Here is an 18,420-nt window from a genome sequence, read left to right as displayed (position 1 = left end):
TCATGTCCGAAGCATCGATCGTCCGCCGGGCCAGCTACGGCCCATCGAGTCCTGCCATCGGTGCCCGCGGTGCAAGTACCCGCACCCGGATCACCGAGGTCTCGCTGGAGTTGTTCGGGCGGCTCGGATACTTCGACACGTCGGTCGATGCGATCGCCAAGGCGGCGGGAGTGTCGCGGGCCACGCTCTACCAGTACTTCAGGGGCAAGGACGAGATCTTCCTCGAGTTGCTCAACGAATGCGGTAGCGCGCTGTTCAGGGTGGCGCGGCGCATCGGCCCTCTCGGGCCGGACGAGGTCGGCTTCGACAACCTCAATTGGTGGTTGGGCGAGTGGAGTTGGGTGTTCGAGAAGTACTCGACGATGTTCGTCCAGTGGACGGCGATCGCCTCGTCGGACGCGAACGTCCGGCCCGAAATCGCCCGCTTCGTCCGCAGCTACAACCACCGGGTGGCCGAACGCCTCGCCGCCTCGGGTGTGACAGGGATCGATCCTGAGATCGCGGCCATGACGATGACCGCCCTCGTGCACCGCATCAACCTGTTCGTCCACACCGACGGCGCCTACGGCCGCAGCGCCAAGGATGCCGTCGACACTTTGTCGGTGTTCCTACAGTTGGTGCTGTTTCCCGACACCCCCGCCGCTGTGTTGACCTCGCTACGGCTGCGCGCCAGCAACGACCCCGCCGCCGAGGTGGATGCGGTGAAGATTCCTGAGGAACCGAACGTCGCGGGACTGTCCATCAGCGAGCGCACCGCCAACCTCAGCAAGCGGGCGGTGGCCACCGTGACCGCGCTGGCCGACGCGGGCGCCGCGCAGTTCCGGGCCCGCGGATATCGCAGTACCAGCGTCGACGACATCGTGGAGGCCGCGGCCGTGGCGCGGGGCACCTTCTACAAGTACTTCAGCGACAAGCAGGATCTGCTAGCAGCCATCGCGAGCGAAATCTACGGTGCCGCAAGGGCATTCGCGGACTGGATCGCCCTGCTGGATCCCGTCGCCGACGAATCCACGTTGCAGCACTGGCTGGCCACCTACGTCGAGTTCTACGACAGGTATTCCGGTTGCATCGACGTGTGGGCCGAAGGCGCCACCGACGACGCCACCATCCTCGGCATCGGCGAGCACGGCCAGGTGCTCATGGACCTCGGTGCGGCACGGATGCTGATCCGGCGACCGGGTGTCTACCCGTTCGACCCCGTGGTCTCCGCGCTGATCGTGCGTGCGCTGGTCACGCGGGTGCCGCAGGCCACTCTGGATCTGCCCCACCCCGTCGACGACGACGAGATCGTCACCTTGCTGATGACTTGTATCAAGCGGGGCTTCTTCGGGCGCTCGACCTAGCCGGACGTCACTCCCCGCACCGAAGAGGCCGTCGATGGCTTCGGGCGAACACCCCAATTCCCGCAGGATCGTTCTGCTGTGCGCGCCCAGGGCAGGCACGTCACCCATCAAAGGCTCGACGCCACCGAGTGCAACCGGCGGCGCCATCGCGTCTGCATCCCCGCCCGGGGTGCGTACCGTGCGCCAGCGGTCACGGCCGGTCAGCACCGGATGGTGCGCCAGTTGCTCGACGTCGTTCATCCGCGCGTGGGCGACACCGGCGAGCCGCAGGCGCTGCTCCAAGGCGTCGGGTGCTTCCAATACGACTTCGCAGAAGCGCTGCCATTCGGGCGTATTCTGCACCGCCAGCAACACCGTGTCGCCATCACGGGGAAATGAGCGGCCCATACGGCGCAATCCGTGGCGCGCTCCCGTGAGTAGAGGCGGAGTGCCTCCGTAGCGGCCGTAGTAGAGGGGCTGTGACATCCACTCCACCAGCGCGTCGAACAGCGACACCGACACCGGCCGAACCACGCCGGTCATGGCCCGCGTGTAGAGCGCGGTGAGGATGCCCGAAAAGGTGAACATCCCGGCGATGTCGGCGATGGACACACCGGTTCGCGCCAAGTTGCCCGGCGAGCCTGTCACGGACAACAGTCCGGCTTCGGCCTGGATCAACAGGTCATAGGGTGCTTGAGATCGACGGCCGGCGACTCCTTGCCGCGGTTGAGCCAGAAGAAATAGCTCGATTCGCCTCGGACGGTGTGGTCGTAGCCGCGGGCGAAGTCGCCGCCACGTGGTCGTTCGACTTTCACGACACGGGCGCCGAGGTCAGCGAGCTGTCGGGTCGCGTACGGCGCGGCCACGGCCTGCTCGAGGCTCACGACGCTGATGCCCGCGAGCGGCTCCTGCGCCGGCGCGAGATACTCACGGTGCGATACTCCCACGCGGTATGACGTTGATGTCAGATTAACAATGCCACAGACCGCGTACTAGATCGTCTAGGCCTATGGCTGCGATATCAGATATGCACAATATGTCAGATTATCGCTAGGATTGGGATCGTGGAGCACGCCGTTTCGTCAGGTCCGCTGTCTGGGATCCGCGTGGTCGAACTGGCGGGTATGGGCCCCGGCCCGCATGCAGCCATGATGCTGGCCGACCTCGGCGCAGAGGTGACCCGCGTGCAGCGACCCGGGGGCGCGGTCGCGGGCCACCGCGGCAGGCGAGTCGTGGCCGCGGACCTGAAGAATCCAGACGAACTCGCCGCGGTGCGTGAACTCATCGACAGAGCCGACGTTCTCCTCGAGGGGTTCCGCCCCGGGGTCACCGAGCGGCTTGGCCTGGGTCCAGACGAGTGCGCACGGCTCAACCCGCGTCTGATCTACGCCCGGGTCACGGGATGGGGGCAGACTGGTCCCCGCGCCCAGCAGGCCGGGCACGACATCAACTACATCGGTCTTACCGGCTTGCTGCACGCTATGGGTGCCCCGGACCGGCCGCCACCGCCGCCGCTCAACCTCGTCGGTGACTACGGAGGGGGCTCGCTGTTCGCGGTCGTCGGCGTGCTCGCCGCCCTGATCGAGCGCCAGAATTCCGGCCGCGGGCAGGTCGTCGACGCCGCCATAGTCAACGGAGCTTCGATGCTGGGCCACGTGGTGTGGTCGATGCTGGCCGACGGACGTTGGTCGGATGAGCGGGGGGCCAATGCATTTGATGGCTCGGCGCCGTTCTACAGCACCTACGAGTGCGCCGACGGCCGTTACGTGGCGGTTGGCGCACTGGAGCCGGCGTTCTATGCCGAGTTGCTTCGACTGCTGGACATCGATCCAACCACTCTTGGTCCGCAACGTGACCCCGCGGGTTGGCCGGCGATGCGGCGGGTGCTGTCCGAGCGGTTCGGTGCGCATCCCCGCAACCACTGGTCGCAGCTGTTCGCCGACAGCGATGCTTGCGTCACGCCGGTGTTGACCGCCACCGAAGCCATGGATGATCCACATCTGAAGGCGCGCAACATCTTCGTCGACGTCGGAGGAACACTCCAGCCGGCACCGGCGCCGCTGTTTTCCCGCACGCCTGCGCCTACCCCGAAGCCGGGCGCGGACGGCCCACTCACGACGACGCGGCGACCGCCATCCCGGTGATCCATTCCGGCACCGGCTCGTAGCCCAACGGTGATACCGGCCGCCCGCCGCCCGCGGCCCCGGCTGCCAGCCAAGTGCGGACTTCGTTGGCTCCCGCCCCCGCTCGCGCGTGCGCGTTGTCTACGAGTCCGACCAACCTCTCCACATCCCAGGCCGACATCGCTTGCAACACCTCGGCATCCCAGTCGGGCCGAATCTTCGTGCGAGCCTCCGGCATTCCGTCGGCGATGATCTTGGCCCGCTGTTCGTCACCGAGGTCGTAGGTGTCGACCTCCAGGCTCGGCGGCGAGTGCGACAAACCGCCGGTCCCGATGACCACGGTCCGTTCGTCGAGGCCGTCGAGGAACCGTCCCACCGCCGCGCCGAACTCGGCGACGCGGCGCCCCCTGGGCAGGGGAGCGGTCGCACAGTTCACTGCCACGGGAATGACGGGTTTGTCCGCCAACTCGCCCACCAGGTCTCGGATCGGCTGTGCGAATGCATGATCCAATCCGATGTCGCGGCACGCCGCGACATCGAAGCCGTCCCACAGCAGGTGTTCGCACAGCAGTCGGGCAGTGTCGGGTGGCACGTCGAGATCACCGCTTGGATGCCGGCCCTCGGCGAGAATGGATGCGGACAGCGCGATCCCGAACGCCGGCACGACATGGCGGAAGGCCCGACGGTGGTCACCGCCGAAAACCACCACCAGGTCGGGATCGAACTGCCGGACCCGGTCCGCTGCCATGTCCAGCGCAGCTCGGAAGCGGCGCCCGAAGGCGTGCTCCACATCGCGTTCCTTGCCTGGGCTGTGGCTCGCGCAGACCACCAACCGTTCTGACGTCACTTACGCACCTCCGGTAGAAGTGACACCAATGTTAGATGAGTACGCCGCTGGGCGGGAGGCTCGCACCGGCTAATGCCGCCCGTCTCCATCGAGGAGCTGGCCCGAATCCTGTCCTTTGGATTGCTAGACAACGCTATTGCACTGCGCCCCCTCGGACGACGGGATTACACGCTGACGACGATGCCCTGCGTCAGCGCCACGATGACGCCGAGTATCGCGATGAGCGCGGTGCACCCCGCGAGCAGTCGGATGTTTTCCTTCAGCGCCTCATTGCTCTGCGGGGGAAGGAAGAACGCGGCGGGCATGTCCTTCGTGTCAGGCTCCTCAGTGATCAGGGGATGTAGGGGCTGTCGGCGCCGGTGGCACACCGCATGATCACCAGCGGCAGAATAAGGAAAACGAAGAAGCTGACCTGGAAGACGATGTACCAGGTCCCCAGTCGCATCAGCTCGAAGCGCCACCGCGGAATGGTGGCCTCGTAGTTGAGGTAGTCGCCGAACTCCTGCTGCTTGGTCAAGGGTGCCTGTGTGGCAGCAAGGGCGACACCACCGGGAGCATCTCTCACGCTGGACATGTGCGGTGACGTCTTGGGAATGGTGAAGCGATCTAATCGGCAGAACCGCTCGAAATGGTTCAGCCCACGGACCGGCGGCTTGCCGGCCCAGTAGGCGATCAGGTTGGGCCACGTGCACATGATGCCGATGGTCCAGAGCAGCGTAATGCGACCACCGTTGCTCCATTCGAGCACCGGGCCGATGCCAGGGTCGTAGGTCCACCAGCCCATCGCCGTAGCCGTGCCCTCGACGACGAAGTCCCATACGTAGTTGACCGGAATAGCAAGCACGACCATCGATTTGAGCATGCTCCAGCCGAACCGCGGGACACCCACTGGCTAAGACACAACACCAGGAGTGCGTGTACGCCCCAGTAAACGGCGTAGGCGAATGGCATGAACAGCGGATCGTTTGGCGTCTAGATCGGCAGCCAGTCGAGTAGATGATGTTCGGCGAAGGCTTGCTGAACCCTATAAATGTCTAACGAGCTGTCACGTTTCTTGTGTAACCTATTCGGCTATATGTCGATGTCACGGAAATCGTCGATGAACCGCGTCGCTAGCGCGGACAACCTCTCCGCCGTCGGTAACCGGCTGCCGCAGTCATGCCGAAAGTGCCTGGCACGGGACCGCCTTCGGCTTCGGGGATCACAGCCGACCGGCTGACGCGCCATTTATGCGGTTCGACGCCGGGCGGTGTGGGCGCAGCCGGATTCACCCCTCGGCGGCGCGACGGGCGCCACGGACCGCAGGTTGGCCGTCGAGGCGCGCTTCTACAAACCAGGCGGCAGCAGAGTCGTCGGCATGACACCACGTGCACGGCATGCCTACGCGGGGGCGAGGCGCGAGGCCACGACGCTGATGAACCGCCGCTACCGCTAGCCGCGCATTCTCGTGCGACCGTTGACACTGTGACAGTGAACTGCCATGTTTGGTAGGTCATTGCCGAAGGGATGTTTGCCTTGACCGACTTGAAGAGCGCCGACGAGGTCGGCGGGATCGCGCCCAGAGCTGCGCAGCCGGAGATCAGAACCATCCGACCGGTGTTGTTCTGGTCGGCGGTCGGCGCAGTGTGCGTCGCATTCGCCACCTACGTCTACACCTCGTGGATCGTCTCCGGGAATGCGGCGCCGGTCGCTCCCGGTCCTGATCCGATCCCCGGCGGGACCCAGGCGGCGATCATCGCCTTCCAGATCGCCTGCCCGCTACTGGCACTCGGTGCGATCGTCTACGTGGTTCGCAAGTGCCTGCGCGAGCGTCAGCTTTGCGTCGAGGCGGCCGTCGTCATCGGATCGACGATCGCCTGGTGGCACGATCCCCTGATCAACTGGTTCCAGCCGGTTTTGTTCTACAACGCCGGGTTGGTGAACTTCGGCAACTGGATGGAGAACGTCCCCGGATCGCTGAGTCCCGGCAGCCGGTTCATGGCCGAACCTGTGTTGATGATCGGCATGATCTACATCTGGATGCCGTTGGCGATGGGATCGCTCGCGCGGTGGGCGATGGGACGGGCACGGCGCCGCTGGCCGGCGCTGGGACCCGTTCGCACGTTCTGCTGCGGCTGGCTCGCGGTGTACGTTATCGAGTTCCCGCTGGAGATCTTCGCGGTGCATCACGGGCTGGTCGCCTATCCCGCTTCGATTCCGAGTGTCACGCTGTGGGCCGGGCAAACCGTGCAGATCCCGCTCTACGGCCCCATCCTGTGGTCTCTGGTGCTGAGCACGAGCGGAGCGCTGATGTTCTTCCGGAACCGCAAAGGCCAGATCCGGGTCGAGTCCGGCATCGAGACTCTGCACTGGGCCGGGCCGAAGCTCAAGGCACTGCTACGGGTGCTGGCCGTCGCCGGTTTCATGCATGTGATCGCGATCGGCGTATACGACGTGCCCGTCAACATCGCCGGGCTCTACGCAGGCCCGACCGATACGTACCCGTCATATCTGCGCACGCAATACTGCGGCCCGGATACACCACGGCGCTGTCCCGACGGGACGCTGTTCGACGATCGCTAGCTATTTCAGTACTACGGGTAGTGCGGCGAACTCCTCGCGGATGATGTCGTCGAGGCCCCGGCCCGGTGTGGCCAACCACTGAATGAGGGATCGCTCGACGAGCAGCATCCCGACCGATGCCAACAGCTGGCACTCGTCATCCGGAGTCGCTAGATGGCGCCGTTCGGCGATCGCCTTCGCCACCGTCTCGGCGTTGGCCTCGTGGTTCCTGCGCTCACGCCCGAGCAGCACCAGCGACGATGCGACCGCTTCACGGTACTGCGCGATTCGCTTTCGGATGCGCTTGAGTCCAGGCGCAAGGAGTGCGAACGAGTTCGCCATGGCCTCGAAATCGGACAGTTCCTCAGGCTGGGCGAGATACACGCCGCTGACGGCGTCGATGAAGTCGTACTCGCCGAAGAACAGCACCGACTCCTTGGTGGGGAAGTAGCGAAAGAACGTCCGCGGCGACACGCCGGCGCTCTCGGCGATCTGGTCCGTTGTGGTGTCGTCGTAACCGTTGACGCTGAACAGATTCAGGGCAGCCTCGAGTAGTGCATTCCGTGTCCGGTCCGCATGTGCGTCCCGTGGTGAGCGATCCCCACGTGCCATCACGCCGCCTCCTCGATCGCCTCGGCTGAACCGACACTACAACGCGGTTCGGTGAGCTGACGTCGTTGACACTCGTGGATTCGCCCGCAATACTTCCGCATATGTGACAGTCTACTGTCACAGTGTCTCCGGATGTGTAGTTTGCGGTAACGCGCAGAGAGGATCTCCACCCATGAACAAGCTGGAAGTCAGTGGAACTGTGAACCTCAGCGAGCTTCCGTTCGGACAGGATCGGTCGCGCGCATGGCGGGAACTGCGGGACGCGGGGGAGGCGGTGACCGCGGGCGAGGAAATCGTGCTCACCAGCGCCGACGCGGTGGAGTTCGCGGCCAAAAGGCCTGACATCTTCTCTTCGGCCAAGGCGTTCGATCGGCTGGGCAGTCCCGTCCCGATGATCCCTATCGCAATCGATCCGCCCGATCACACCAGGTACCGGCGCATGCTCGACCCGTTCTTCAGCCCGAAGAAAATGGCCGAACGCGAGCCCGAACTTCGGCGGCAAGCCGGCGAGTTGATCGACGCGATCGTGGCGAAAGGCGTGTGCGACGTTCTGCCCGATCTCGCCACACCGTTTCCATCCCAGGTGTTTTTGACACTGTTCGGACTGCCCATGGAGGATCGCGACCGCTTGGTGCAGTGGAAGGACTCGATACTCGAGTTCACCGACCCCGGTAGCTCGGAGGCCACTCCCGAGGTTCTTGCGCACGCAATGGAACTCTTCGCCTATCTGACGGAGCACATCGCCGCGCGACGGACCGACCCGTCCGGCACCGACATGCTCAGCCAGTTGATGCAGGACACCGACGAGGGGGCTATGGACGACAACGAAATTCTGGGCCTGTGCTTCATGTTCGTGCTGGCAGGCCTGGATACCGTGACCTCGGCGGTGGGCTTCTCTCTGGCCAAGCTGGCAGGTGACGCGGAACTCCGAGGCCGGATAGCCAGCGATTACTCGCTCATTCCCGCCTTCATTGAGGACATCCTGCGCGTCGACGGTCCCGTTCCGTTCGCGCCCCGCGTCACCACCCAAGAGGTGGAGGTTGCCGGCCGCGTCATACCGAAGGACACCACCGTGATGCTCAGTTACGGCAGCGCAAATCGCGATCCGCGCCGCTACGACGACGCCGACACGGTTCACGTGGACGGCAAGGCCGTGCACTTCGCGTTCGGTCGCGGGCCGCACCGCTGCCTGGGCTCGCACCTCGCACGGCTCGAACTGCGCCTCATCCTCGAGGAATGGCACACGCGCATTCCCGATTACTCCCACGTCGACGGCAAGGAACCGCAGATGCCATGGCCGACGGGGACTATGGGCCTGCGTTCGGCACCGCTGAATATCACACCTGCGTAAGGGTCGGCGACTAGGTGCGATCAACTAGGCCTCAAATCGACTGAGGCCGTTGACGGTCCGGGAACTTGACTAATGGAGCCGCGAGGCTGATCGCGTGTGGAGTGAAGAGCACCGAGTCAGGCGAGCCAACCGGCCTGTGGTTGTGCTGAGGTATGCGGTGGAGGTCAGCTAGGGTCTCGGAGGCCTCAACAACCGCTCCAGTGCACTGTTGCACTGTTGCACTGCCAACGGTGGCCCAGTCGGAGGTGGCGGAGAAAGTCATCCATCTGCGCCAGCCTGCTCCGCATGACCGGCTTGCTGCGCCTCGACGCCACAAAGGGCCACACCGGCGAATCAGTTTCTTGTCGTGGCTGCGGTTCCAAGTCGAGAAAGGTCCATACCGACAAAGGGGCGGAACGTCAGCCCAACTTCTACTGGCGCGTCCCTGACCGTGGCATCGGCCATATCCACTCCGGCAGCTACGCCCAGGCTTAATGGGAAAGTGTGTGCGCTTGCACCGCATCAGCGGCCTCTGGGTAATCTCGGCGGCCAAACCCGTACGCAAGACTGCTAAAACAGACCCAGGCCGGACCTCAGCCGGTCTTCGTCAGTCGCACAACTAGTTTCGATTCAGCAATTTCATATCAGGAACGGGACTCCCACGTTCCTGGGCATCACAGTCAGCCGACCTTCGGCATGACCTCTTCGGCCACCCACTGCATGTGGTCCAGGTAGGCGTTGAAGTCGTTCACCGGTGGCGGGTTGACCCAGGTATCGGTGACGCCGCGCTCAGCGAGCATGTTGCAGTTGTCGATGACCTGCTGAGCGCTCTGGCCGAACTGGGCGTTCGGATCGTCGACGATCGCGTGTTCCTGACCGATGGACAGCACCGCCAGGCTGTAGAACACCGAGAACGGCCGGTCGTCGAATCCGGGTTGCGAGCGTAGGTAGTCGAGCTTGGCGGGCAACTCGTCGGGCTTGGTCAGCCATGGTGCCCATCCGTCGCCGAAGCGGGCCGCCCGGCGCAGCACCGCGTCGGCATCTCCACCCATCCAGAGGGTGGGGTGGGGAGACGAAATCGGCTTCGGCCCGAAGGCGATGTCGTCGAATTTGACGAATTCGCCGTCATAGCTTGGTGAGTCGCTGTGCCATAGCTCAAACATTGCCTCGAGGCACTCGTCCATCACCCGGCCTCGCTTGTTGAAGGGCACGCCGATCGCGTCGAATTCGTCCTTCAGCCAGCCGACGCCGACCGTGACTTGCGCGCGTCCGCCACTGAGCCAATCGAATGTCGAAATCTGTTTGGCGGCGATGATCGGGTTGTGCAGCGGAAGGATGGTCACCATGGACCCGATAGAGATCGTGGACGTGGCACCCGCAATGAACGCTTGGGCGGTGGTGGCATCGAAGTAGTGGTTGCCCGACAACTCGACGTGCGGCCTAGGGGTGAAAAAGTGCTCGGGCAGAAAGACCATGGAGTAACCCAGCTCCTCGGCCCGTCGAGCGACCCTGACGATGTCCTGGCCGCCGAGCTCGTATTCCCAGGGCTGGGTGACAGCGGCGACGTGCATACAGTTGGGCAGGTAGACGGTGAATCTCATTGCCAGCCTTTCAGTTCGGTTCAAGGATCGCCAGGAGGCGCACTCGGCGGCCACGGCACCAACCATGTGACCGAGAACACTATGGCAGTCAACTGTCACAGTCAACTTGTCGACTGGAGGATCTGGGAAACAGATACTCCCGGCGACCCGACATGTCAGAATCACCCAGAGAATGACAGTAGACTGTCACCAGTGGGTCAGGAGGACCATGCCCGACGACAGTGATTCCGCAGGCCTGACAGACCCGATTCGGGGCCGCAGCGAGCCGGAACGGATGTGGACGCTGACCAACGTCGGCGAGGCCACTCCAGACATCCTGTCGCCCCTGTGCTGGTCACTGTGGGGCGGCGGTGTCGAACTCGCGTCTCGCGCAGGCATCTACGACTTCGGTGTGTTGCCCCGGTCCGAGCTGGCTGTCCCCGACGACCCGAACCAGTGGGCGACGGCGTGCTTCTACGGCAGGCAGGCGATGAATGTCGATCGCGCCCGTGAGCTGGCCGGGCTGCTTCCCGGAACCACCGGTGACGACTTCGAACGAGACCTGCTGGGTTCGGTGCGCGCCGACGCCGCCCCCACCAAAAGTGATCCCACCCGCATCCCATTCGTACTGGTGAAAGCGCCACTGGCCGCAACACGGCAACGCTGGGCGCCTCAGCGTGCATATGACGACCAGATGCAGTGGTGGCGAGCCGAGGTATTGCCGGGCACTCCGGTTGATGCGCGCGCGCTGTTGACCGATTCCGTCGCCCGCTTCACTGCGGTCATGCGGGTACATGTCCGCACTCGGATGATTCTGAATATGCTGCGGTCCCAGGTGGAGTCGATCAGCGTCCGGCTCGGCCGCTCGGATCTGGTTCCTACGTTGCTTGCCGGGTACGGCGGGGTCATCGAGACCCGGCTCGCCGACGATGTGTGGTCATTGGGGCAGGGACAGCTATCGGTCGCGGACTTTCTCGAGCGGCATGGCTTCCACGGTCCCAATGAAGGCAACGTGATAGGGCATTCGTGGCGGGAGGATCCCGAGGCGGTGGTCCGGATCGCCGCGGTTCATGCGGGCCGACCCGAAACCGAACGACCTCGGGTGCGGGCGCAGCGTGCTGTGGTCGCCCGAGAGCGGGCGGAGGCAGAACTGCTGGCCGGCTTGCCTGCGTGGCGTAGGCCTCTGTTACGCCGGCTGATGCACTTCACCGGATTTCAGGTGCGGTCGGTGGAACTGACCAAGGCTGGCTTCCTCACCGCGGTGGACGGAACCAGAGCGGCCGCAGGCGCACTCGGCCGGGACCTGGTTGCGGCAGGCAAGCTCGATTCTCCCGACGACACCTTCTACCTCACCACAGAGGAGTTGCTCGGCCCGCTACCGCGCAACGTACGCGAACTCGTTGCCTACCGAAGGGAACGGCGCGAAGCGTATCGGGACTTCGAGGTTCCGGTGACCTTCATCGGTATGCCGGAGCCGGTTGGGCCGACCGGGTCAGACAACGTGGGTGACCGCAGCGACGCCACCGTACGCGGCACGCCCGCGGGACCCGGCGTGGTCGAGGGGACTGTGCGGGTGGTACTCGACGCCGATTCCGACGACGTTCTCGAGGACGGTGAAGTGCTGGTGTGCAAATTCGTCGATCCCGGGTGGACGGCGCTGGTGTCGCTGGCGGGAGCGCTGGTCACTGATATCGGAAGCCCCGCCAGCCACGGCGCAATCGTGGCACGTGAACTCGGCATCACCTGTGTCGTCGGGACTGGCAACGGAACCAAGGTCCTTCGCACCGGAGATGTCGTACGTGTCGACGGCTCAACCGGCGAGATCGCCGTGCTGGCCGCGTCGGCCGGATAGAAAGGATCATCCATTGAGCAGCACGATCCGGCAGCTGTCCTCCGGGCTGAATCCGGACAGCGAGCGCACCGTGCGGGCGTGCCCCGATATTCCGGCATGGACTGAGAACCTGCTGTTCACGCCGTACGATCCCGTAAACGACGTCGGCATGTGGTTGCACTTGGGCACCGTGGCCGACAAGTGGGAGATGTGGGAAGACCGGGTGCTCATTGCGCTTCCCGAGGACCAAGGTGTGCTCAGTATGTGGGCCTATCACCGCACGGTCGCCGAGCGTCAACCCGCGGGCGCGAATCTAGAGTTCCAGTGCGAGCAACCATTCCAGAAGTGGCGTATCACTTTTGACGGATACTGCCTCCGTTCATCCTATGAGCAGATGCGCACCGGCCTGCTCGTCGACGGCCCCAAGAGTCACGTGCGCATGGACCTCGAGGTCGAGTGTGCGACGCCGGTGTGGGACGCCGCCACCGCCGGCGAAGGAATGGCCGAGCAGAGTTGGGCGCGCGAACACTACGAGCAACTCACCCGCGTGACGGGGCACGTAGTTGTCGACGGCGTGGCCATCGACTTCAACGGTGTTGGCTGGCGAGATCATTCACGTGGGCCCCGCGGCGCCGACACTCTCAGGGACTGGGGCGGCCATGTGATCACCGGCGCGGTATTGCCCGGCGGCCGGGCATTCGGGATGTGCCGCTACTGGGCCCGCGACGGTCACACCACACTAGAAGGCGCCTACGTGGTGGAAGACGGCACTTTACGTCACGTCGACATCGTCAGCGCACCACCGCCCGCAACGCTGGCTCGGGACGGGGAGACATTTTCCTTCACACTGGGGGGCGGTCGCGTGATCGACGGTGTCATCCGCTCGTCGATGTGGATAACCATGGCCGACGGATTGCCCTACGGTGTCGCCGATCCGGTGCGGGCGTACACGGTCAGTTGGGCTGAGGTGCAGTGGGCAGGCGAAACCGGCTACAGCTACATCGAGCGGTCGGCGATGACGCCGAGCTCCGCTCGTTGACTGTGACAGTCGACTGCCATAGTGTGGAGGCCTAGCCCGGAGGGGCTCTGTCGAAAGGCGTGCTGGTGACCGGAAGTCGGTTCGTAGTCCTGAGCAATCCCATCGAGGGTGAGGACGACCAATTCAACAAGTGGTATGACTCCGTCCACGTGCCCGAGGTGCTCGACGTTCCCGGCGTAGTAGCGGCGCAGCGCTACGACCTGGCCGAGCTGACGATCCCCGACGACGAGGACCTGCCCGCGCAGCTTCCTCCGCCCACCCACCGCTACATGGTGATCTACGAACTCGACAGGGAGCCGCAAGAGGTGATGGCGGAATTCCTGAACCGTGTGATGACGGGCAAGTTGTCGCTCGGCGAGACGCTCGACTTGTCCACTGTGTCCATGACCGGCTGGACGCCTAGGGGCGAACGACGGTTGGCCGACTGAGATGAGCGAATTCCGTACACTGGTACTGTCACAGCGCGCCTGCAGGCGATTCGATCCGAACGGCAAGGTGCACGAATCCGATATCGAGCAGATGCTGCAGCTCGCCGTGCACGCACCGAGCGCCGAGAACACGCAGCCGTGGTCGTTCGTCGTTGTCCGCGACGAGGAGAGTCGCAAACTGCTCGCCGACTGGTGGACCGAGACGTGGAATGCCGGCGGTGGCGACTTCGTGAAGCAGAGTCTGGACGACCAGGTGCTCATCGACGACCTCGAATTCGGTTTCGCGCGAGGCGGATTTGCTGCGGCGCCCGTCGTCATCGTCGTCTGCGCTGACACTGCACGGGTCGCCGAGATCTATGCCCCGTCGTCGATCTATCCCGCCGTGCAGAACCTGCTGCTGGCGGCGGCTGACCTCGGATACGGGTCCTGTCTGACCACCGGACTGACCACGTTCGGCATCGAGCGCGTTCGAGAGCTGCTGGCGCTACCGGACACCCTGCTGCCCATGGCGGCGGTGTATGTCGGCCAGTCGTTGAAGAAGCTCTCACCGCCCCGGCGCCGACCCGCCCTCGAGGTGACCTACCGCGAGAAATTCGGCAACGCCTGGTAATTCGCGAGATCCAGGATCTCCTTCCCGCCGTAGGGTGAAGATTGGGTCACGGGTCCGGTACGGGCCTAGGCGCAGCGCTTGGCCGTCAACAACCTTCGCTTAATGACCGGGGTCAACACCTCGATGATGAACGCGCCGCCCGTCCATATCAATGAAACCGCCGACGTGTCGGAGCGGTTCAGTTCCTCGTCAGCGACAGCGGCAAATAAGTAACACACGGTCCTGACTTGAGCTGCGCGACAGCCGCAAAGGCCTCAGCGCAGTAGCGCGCCGGTTCCGAGGTCCGAGTAGGCCTCGGCGAACCGACCTAGCACCGCCGTGACGATCTCGACGGAGTACATCTGGTCGGGTGTGATCGCCCACATGCAGAAGCCCCATGCCGGGCTGCGCCGATAGGCGGTCCACATCTGCTCGCGGTCAGGCACCGCTACGCCCGCGTCGCGTAGCCGGCCGCGGTAGTTGTCGAGCAGTTCCCGCTCATGGCTGCGCCGAAGGTCCGGTTGCAGCGCGCCGATCAAGGCGTAGCCGACATCGTGTGCCCACGACCCACGCCGCACAAGTTGCCAGTCGAGGACACCCATGCGGCCGTCAGGCAGTGCGTAGGTGTTGCGTGGGTGTGGGTCGCCGTGCAGCAGTGTGATCGGACTCCCGTCTGAGCCTGCTACGGTCTCCTGCAGCTTCCAGAACGCAGCCTCCATCGAGTCCGCGTCCTCACCGGTGGCGTCCAGCAACGCCTTCTTGTAGGGCAGTTCGAGGAACATCCGAATGATGGCGAACCCGTTTTCGCGCAGGAACTTTGCGAACTTGCCGGTGATGGGATGGTTCAACCAGGACAGGTCGCCGTCATCGCGCAGACGCGGGCTGTCCCAGAACGGCGCATGGACCCGGCCCAACGTCGCGAGTAGCTCATCGACCTGCTCGACGGACAGCCCAGCGACCGCGTCCGGCACCTGCGCGCCGCGCAGCGTGATGTCCTCGGCGACGATGATGAATTGCGAAGGGCCGTCGAGGTGCTCAGCGAAGTACGTCGTCATGGTCTCGACCTCCAGATCGGCCCGAAGGTCGCGGTAGAACGTTGTTTCATCGTCAAGCAGTACCGTGCCGCCACCGCCCTCCGATAACGAGATGTCCACCGCCTCGGGCAGGTCGTGCACGGTGCCGAGTTGCGTTTTCACGAAGAGATGGCGGGGAAGCGACGTGTCCGCGGCGGCGTAGTCGACGTCCAGATGCAGATGGGACGTGGTGCCCTGCCAGGTCCGGCTCAACGCCGCGGCCGTTACGGTGACCGTCGGATCGTGCCGACGCAGCAGCGTGGTGAGAATGTCCGGCGTGAGGTCGGCCGCCGAGCGCAGCGTGACCGGAAGGATAGTTGACATGGTCGAGACTCCATTGGTGTCAAGAATGTGTGACAGTTGACTGTCATATTAGCAGCGACGAACATGATCGAGTGACGAGTTTCGACGAACTGGCGCTCACGGACTTCCTGAGGCGCAATCACCGTGCGTTCCTGTTCTGTCGCGACGCCGCCGGACATCCCATCGGCTATGCGATGCGTACCCTCACCTACGAGTCTGGCGGGCTGTACTTCGCCACGTACACCAGGAGCGCGAAGGTCGGCCATCTGCGCGCCGACCCGGAGGCAGCATGCGTGGTGAAGAGTGAGGACGGAGCGTCGTGGGCATCGGTACGGGGGCGCGTCGAGATCTACCGACCGTGCCCCACAGAGATCGCCAGAATACTGGCGCGCAGTTCACCTGAAGTTCGGGTGCCAGACTCGGTGGCCGCGAAGGTTCGCGATCGGTTGCTCAGTGGCAAGCGAAGTTTCATTCGGCTCGATGTCGAGGAGGTTTGTGCCCATGGCTGAGGAAAGGCGCGGTGGCCCGGGCAGCATGTCGGAGGCCGAGCTCGTCGCGTTTCTCGCCGCCCAACCGTCGGGTGCGATCTGCGTGAGCGGCGATGACGGCCGGCTGCTCGCGATGCCTGCGCGGATCCTGAACAAGGATGGGGACATCGTGACTGCCGAAGTCGCAGACGCGGAGCTGGCGTCCGCGTTCGACGACGAGCTGTCCGCATGCGTGGTCGCCGACTCTTTCGAAACTTACGAAGCTATCCGGGGGGTGATCGCCCAGGGGCCGGCCGTGCGCGTTGCGGGGCAGCGCCCGGTGGTCGCCCTGACGGTTGCTCGTGTCGCGACTTTCTCCTTCGCAACAGACCGCCGCCGCTCGAGAAGCGCTCAGGCGGAACCCGATTGAATGGGGCGGAACAACGGAATCCAAACCCGGCTGTCCTCCTCTCCCGACAGCGCCGTCCAATCCTCGAAGAAGACCTCCACCGCCATCCCGACCCTGACATCGTCGATGGCCACGCCCACGATGTTGGTGATCAGCCGCACGTCGGGCTCGTCGTCCAGCTCGACGATCGCGACGACATAGGGTGGCTCGTATCCGGGGATCCAGATCTGCCGGTTCACCGTAAAGGCCGCAACGGTCGCCTCGCCCGACACTGGCTCCGGGGCGACATCCGTGCTGCGACAGCGCCAACACGTCGGACCCGGCGGATGGAAAAAGCGCCCGCAAGCGTGGCACCGGTTGATCAGCAGCTCGCCGCGCTGGCCGCCGGTCCAGAACGCGCGCGATTCAGCGGTAGGGCTAGGCGCTAACCTCAGTTGTGGCCGTTGATAATACGTGGCGGTTGTCATGTCGTGCCTCCTGCACAGCTGAGCGACCGGCCGATGACCAGGCGCTGATCTGGTTGGTGCCTCGAAGATCTGAGTGAACTTGGCCTCGCGCATGTAGCGCTCGACGCGGTAATTGCAGATGTAGCCGGCGTGCCGCATCGAGGTAGGTGGCGCGGGTGGAGTCGCCAGCTGCTGCAATGTGGGCCGGCAGAGACGACAAACCCTGATGGGTCGATGATCCTGCGGCCGAATGTCGTTCGCTCGTGCTCGACGATCGGGTCGAGCACCTTGTCGACGACATCAGCCGCAAGCTGAACCAGCTCTCGCGCTTCGGAGTTCGACAGTAGCCGCTCGAGGATCATGGCGCGCCATCCTGCCATTCGCACCCGGTCAGCTTCGCGGAGCACTCCCACAGCCGTCGCGCGCTGTCCGGGTCGACTGCCTTGGCCTTGAGCGTGGTCGGCTTCGGCCTGCCCCACTGATGCATCAAGCCGCGCGGCGCGAAGTAGGTGCCGTTCGGCAGCGTCGTGGAGATGGCCTGGATCGTCGAGCGCGCGCCGTCAGGCGGGCTCTGCGCGATATACGGTGAAATCACCCGGCCCGCCCACTGCAGCATGCCTGAACCGTCGCGGGTGATCGCGGTGTTGGTCATCCCGGGGTCCGATGCGTACGCGGTCTTGCCGCGGGCGACCAACTCGCGCACGAACAGGAGGTTCGCCAGCTTGGACTCGCCGTAGGCCGCCCAGGGGTTGTAGCGTCGGCGCTCCCAGTTCAAATCGTCAAAATGAATCTGCGCTGTGGTGTAGTTGGTGCTGGAGACCGAGATCACCCGGTCGCGGATCCGGTCGCCGAGCAGGCAGGTCAGCGCGAAGTGTCCGAGGTGATTGGTGCCCATGTGCGCCTCGAACCCATCGGCCGTGCGCGTCAGGGGCAGGCCCAGCACACCCGCATTGTTGACCAGCACGTCGACCGCGTCGACGGTGTCGGCGAACTTGCGCACGCTGGTGAGATCGGCGAGATCAAGTTCGCGTACCTCGACGTCCCCCGACATCGCCGCCGCAGCCTCGTGCCCCTTCTTCAGCGACCGGCAGGCGATCACCACTTCATGGCCCGCCGCGGCCATCGCGGTCGCGGTCGCCAGGCCGACGCCACTATTCCCGCCTGTGACGATGATTCGCACTCCGCCTCAACCCCTCCCAAACGTGGTGGCTAAACCGTAAACCATTTATCGCTTTGATCAAGTGGCGACGAGTTGCCGGACCCTGGCGCCCAGCCGAATCGGCATGCACTTTTCCGACGCCAGGGCTAGTCAGCGCATATTTGGGCTATCCCAAGGTCTCGACCTCAAGGTCGGGTCAAGTCCAGGGACGTGGTGTACGACGTCGTCGTGTGATTCTTCGATGTGATGGTTCAGGCAGTCAGGGCTGCGGGGGTGGCCTCCTGTTCGGTCGAGGTGTCGTTGACGGCGCGTGATTTGCTC

19 protein-coding genes and 3 pseudogenes are annotated in these 18,420 nt (G+C 64.4%); 12 read left to right on the top strand and 10 right to left on the bottom strand.

Annotated features, from left to right (window positions below):
- Positions 1-2 precede the first annotated feature (2 nt).
- Positions 3-1,343 (top strand): TetR/AcrR family transcriptional regulator, encoded by a 1,341-nt coding sequence (locus tag BHQ18_RS04470; RefSeq protein WP_069412393.1) that lies wholly within the window; start codon positions 3-5, stop codon positions 1,341-1,343.
- A 78-nt stretch (positions 1,344-1,421) separates the two neighbouring features.
- On the top strand, positions 1,422-1,721 hold the full coding sequence (locus tag BHQ18_RS30885) for a hypothetical protein (RefSeq protein ID WP_069412392.1): 300 nt from the start codon (positions 1,422-1,424) through the stop codon (positions 1,719-1,721).
- Here the strand turns inward: BHQ18_RS30885 and BHQ18_RS28950 are convergent.
- A pseudogene (locus BHQ18_RS28950) lies at positions 1,653-2,269 on the bottom strand (CoA transferase); the annotation flags it as partial. The gene BHQ18_RS30885 and the pseudogene BHQ18_RS28950 sit on opposite strands and share 69 nt — an antisense overlap.
- Before the next feature lie 117 nt (positions 2,270-2,386).
- Between BHQ18_RS28950 and BHQ18_RS04455 the strand changes: the two are divergent.
- Positions 2,387-3,466 carry a CaiB/BaiF CoA transferase family protein gene (locus tag BHQ18_RS04455; RefSeq protein WP_264010111.1) on the top strand — a complete coding sequence of 360 codons (1,080 nt, stop codon included), beginning with the start codon at positions 2,387-2,389 and terminating at the stop codon, positions 3,464-3,466.
- Here BHQ18_RS04455 and BHQ18_RS04450 read toward each other — a convergent pair.
- From BHQ18_RS04450 to BHQ18_RS04445, 3 genes and pseudogenes are all read right to left on the bottom strand, one after another.
- Positions 3,435-4,292: a 3-carboxyethylcatechol 2,3-dioxygenase gene (locus BHQ18_RS04450; protein ID WP_205866043.1), complete on the bottom strand. Its 858-nt coding sequence runs from the start codon at positions 4,290-4,292 to the stop codon at positions 3,435-3,437. The two genes, BHQ18_RS04455 and BHQ18_RS04450, sit on opposite strands and share 32 nt — an antisense overlap.
- Positions 4,293-4,456: 164 nt before the next feature.
- Positions 4,457-4,597, bottom strand: coding sequence for a DUF7156 family protein (locus BHQ18_RS30015; protein WP_165614532.1), 141 nt, complete (start codon positions 4,595-4,597; stop codon positions 4,457-4,459).
- A 26-nt stretch (positions 4,598-4,623) separates the two neighbouring features.
- Positions 4,624-5,306, bottom strand: a pseudogene (locus tag BHQ18_RS04445) (hypothetical protein); the annotation flags it as partial.
- 501 nt (positions 5,307-5,807) lie between these two features.
- Between BHQ18_RS04445 and BHQ18_RS04440 the strand changes: the two are divergent.
- On the top strand, positions 5,808-6,854 hold the full coding sequence (locus BHQ18_RS04440; RefSeq protein WP_234794065.1) for a spirocyclase AveC family protein: 1,047 nt from the start codon (positions 5,808-5,810) through the stop codon (positions 6,852-6,854).
- On the opposite strand, the gene BHQ18_RS04435 is transcribed toward BHQ18_RS04440, so the two are convergent.
- Entirely contained in the window at positions 6,855-7,445 is a 591-nt protein-coding gene (locus tag BHQ18_RS04435) for a TetR family transcriptional regulator (RefSeq protein WP_069412390.1), read from the bottom strand.
- 172 nt (positions 7,446-7,617) lie between these two features.
- On the opposite strand from BHQ18_RS04435, the gene BHQ18_RS04430 reads away from it, so the two are divergent.
- Positions 7,618-8,796 carry a cytochrome P450 gene (locus BHQ18_RS04430; protein ID WP_069412389.1) on the top strand — a complete coding sequence of 393 codons (1,179 nt, stop codon included), beginning with the start codon at positions 7,618-7,620 and terminating at the stop codon, positions 8,794-8,796.
- 285 nt (positions 8,797-9,081) lie between these two features.
- A complete protein-coding gene (locus BHQ18_RS29830) occupies positions 9,082-9,270 on the top strand; it encodes a hypothetical protein (protein ID WP_131815652.1) in 189 nt (62 codons plus the stop codon).
- Between the two features lie 185 nt (positions 9,271-9,455).
- Here BHQ18_RS29830 and BHQ18_RS04425 read toward each other — a convergent pair whose 3' ends face one another.
- Positions 9,456-10,376, bottom strand: coding sequence for a TIGR03619 family F420-dependent LLM class oxidoreductase (locus tag BHQ18_RS04425; RefSeq protein ID WP_069412388.1), 921 nt, complete (start codon positions 10,374-10,376; stop codon positions 9,456-9,458).
- Positions 10,377-10,584: 208 nt separating this feature from the next.
- Here BHQ18_RS04425 and BHQ18_RS04420 point away from each other — a divergent pair, with 208 nt between their 5' ends.
- The 4 genes from BHQ18_RS04420 (at position 10,585) to BHQ18_RS04405 (ending at position 14,263) form a co-directional block, all read left to right on the top strand.
- The gene (locus BHQ18_RS04420) at positions 10,585-12,207 is read left to right on the top strand and encodes a PEP-utilizing enzyme (protein ID WP_069412387.1); all 1,623 of its coding nucleotides are present in this window, start codon (positions 10,585-10,587) and stop codon (positions 12,205-12,207) included.
- 13 nt (positions 12,208-12,220) lie between these two features.
- Positions 12,221-13,225, top strand: a complete 1,005-nt coding sequence (locus BHQ18_RS04415) for a DUF7064 domain-containing protein (protein WP_069412386.1) — start codon at positions 12,221-12,223, stop codon at positions 13,223-13,225.
- A gap of 65 nt (positions 13,226-13,290) precedes the next feature.
- Entirely contained in the window at positions 13,291-13,653 is a 363-nt protein-coding gene (locus BHQ18_RS04410; protein ID WP_069412689.1) for a DUF4286 family protein, read from the top strand.
- A 1-nt stretch (position 13,654) separates the two neighbouring features.
- Positions 13,655-14,263: a nitroreductase family protein gene (locus BHQ18_RS04405; RefSeq protein WP_069412385.1), complete on the top strand. Its 609-nt coding sequence runs from the start codon at positions 13,655-13,657 to the stop codon at positions 14,261-14,263.
- A 254-nt stretch (positions 14,264-14,517) separates the two neighbouring features.
- Here the strand turns inward: BHQ18_RS04405 and BHQ18_RS04400 are convergent, their stop codons facing one another.
- Positions 14,518-15,639: a phosphotransferase gene (locus BHQ18_RS04400; RefSeq protein ID WP_069412384.1), complete on the bottom strand. Its 1,122-nt coding sequence runs from the start codon at positions 15,637-15,639 to the stop codon at positions 14,518-14,520.
- Between the two features lie 71 nt (positions 15,640-15,710).
- Between BHQ18_RS04400 and BHQ18_RS04395 the strand changes: the two genes are divergently transcribed.
- Together BHQ18_RS04395 and BHQ18_RS04390 are read left to right on the top strand one after the other, a co-directional pair.
- Entirely contained in the window at positions 15,711-16,127 is a 417-nt protein-coding gene (locus tag BHQ18_RS04395; protein WP_069412383.1) for a pyridoxamine 5'-phosphate oxidase family protein, read from the top strand.
- Entirely contained in the window at positions 16,120-16,515 is a 396-nt protein-coding gene (locus BHQ18_RS04390; protein ID WP_131815651.1) for a hypothetical protein, read from the top strand. Before BHQ18_RS04395 ends, BHQ18_RS04390 begins: the two co-directional genes overlap by 8 nt.
- Here BHQ18_RS04390 and BHQ18_RS04385 read toward each other — a convergent pair.
- From BHQ18_RS04385 to BHQ18_RS04380, 3 genes and pseudogenes are all read right to left on the bottom strand, one after another.
- Positions 16,497-16,961: a Zn-ribbon domain-containing OB-fold protein gene (locus BHQ18_RS04385; protein WP_069412687.1), complete on the bottom strand. Its 465-nt coding sequence runs from the start codon at positions 16,959-16,961 to the stop codon at positions 16,497-16,499. The two genes, BHQ18_RS04390 and BHQ18_RS04385, sit on opposite strands and share 19 nt — an antisense overlap.
- A pseudogene (locus BHQ18_RS30395) lies at positions 16,958-17,260 on the bottom strand (acyl-CoA dehydrogenase family protein); the annotation flags it as partial. The gene BHQ18_RS04385 and the pseudogene BHQ18_RS30395, both read right to left, overlap by 4 nt.
- A 38-nt stretch (positions 17,261-17,298) precedes the next feature.
- Positions 17,299-18,120 carry an SDR family NAD(P)-dependent oxidoreductase gene (locus BHQ18_RS04380; protein WP_069412382.1) on the bottom strand — a complete coding sequence of 274 codons (822 nt, stop codon included), beginning with the start codon at positions 18,118-18,120 and terminating at the stop codon, positions 17,299-17,301.
- Positions 18,121-18,420 lie beyond the last annotated feature (300 nt).

Origin of the sequence: Mycolicibacterium flavescens, from assembly GCF_001722335.1 — a bacterium.
Classification (GTDB): domain Bacteria; phylum Actinomycetota; class Actinomycetes; order Mycobacteriales; family Mycobacteriaceae; genus Mycobacterium; species Mycobacterium flavescens.
Note: the sequence above shows the minus strand (reverse complement) of the source record. Positions and strands in the feature narration are given on the sequence as shown.

Bases quoted from the DNA above. Each gene is read 5' to 3' on its own strand.
- BHQ18_RS04470 (WP_069412393.1), top strand. From the start codon at position 3: ATGTCCGAAGCATCGATCGTCCGCCGGGCCAGCTACGGCCCATCGAGT.
- BHQ18_RS30015 (WP_165614532.1), bottom strand. From the start codon at position 4,597: ATGCCCGCCGCGTTCTTCCTTCCCCCGCAGAGCAATGAGGCGCTGAAG.
- BHQ18_RS04435 (WP_069412390.1), bottom strand. From the start codon at position 7,445: ATGGCACGTGGGGATCGCTCACCACGGGACGCACATGCGGACCGGACA.
- BHQ18_RS04430 (WP_069412389.1), top strand. From the start codon at position 7,618: ATGAACAAGCTGGAAGTCAGTGGAACTGTGAACCTCAGCGAGCTTCCG.
- BHQ18_RS29830 (WP_131815652.1), top strand. From the start codon at position 9,082: ATGACCGGCTTGCTGCGCCTCGACGCCACAAAGGGCCACACCGGCGAA.
- BHQ18_RS04425 (WP_069412388.1), bottom strand. From the start codon at position 10,376: ATGAGATTCACCGTCTACCTGCCCAACTGTATGCACGTCGCCGCTGTC.
- BHQ18_RS04420 (WP_069412387.1), top strand. From the start codon at position 10,585: ATGCCCGACGACAGTGATTCCGCAGGCCTGACAGACCCGATTCGGGGC.
- BHQ18_RS04405 (WP_069412385.1), top strand. From the start codon at position 13,655: ATGAGCGAATTCCGTACACTGGTACTGTCACAGCGCGCCTGCAGGCGA.
- BHQ18_RS04400 (WP_069412384.1), bottom strand. From the start codon at position 15,639: ATGTCAACTATCCTTCCGGTCACGCTGCGCTCGGCGGCCGACCTCACG.
- BHQ18_RS04390 (WP_131815651.1), top strand. From the start codon at position 16,120: ATGGCTGAGGAAAGGCGCGGTGGCCCGGGCAGCATGTCGGAGGCCGAG.
- BHQ18_RS04385 (WP_069412687.1), bottom strand. From the start codon at position 16,961: ATGACAACCGCCACGTATTATCAACGGCCACAACTGAGGTTAGCGCCT.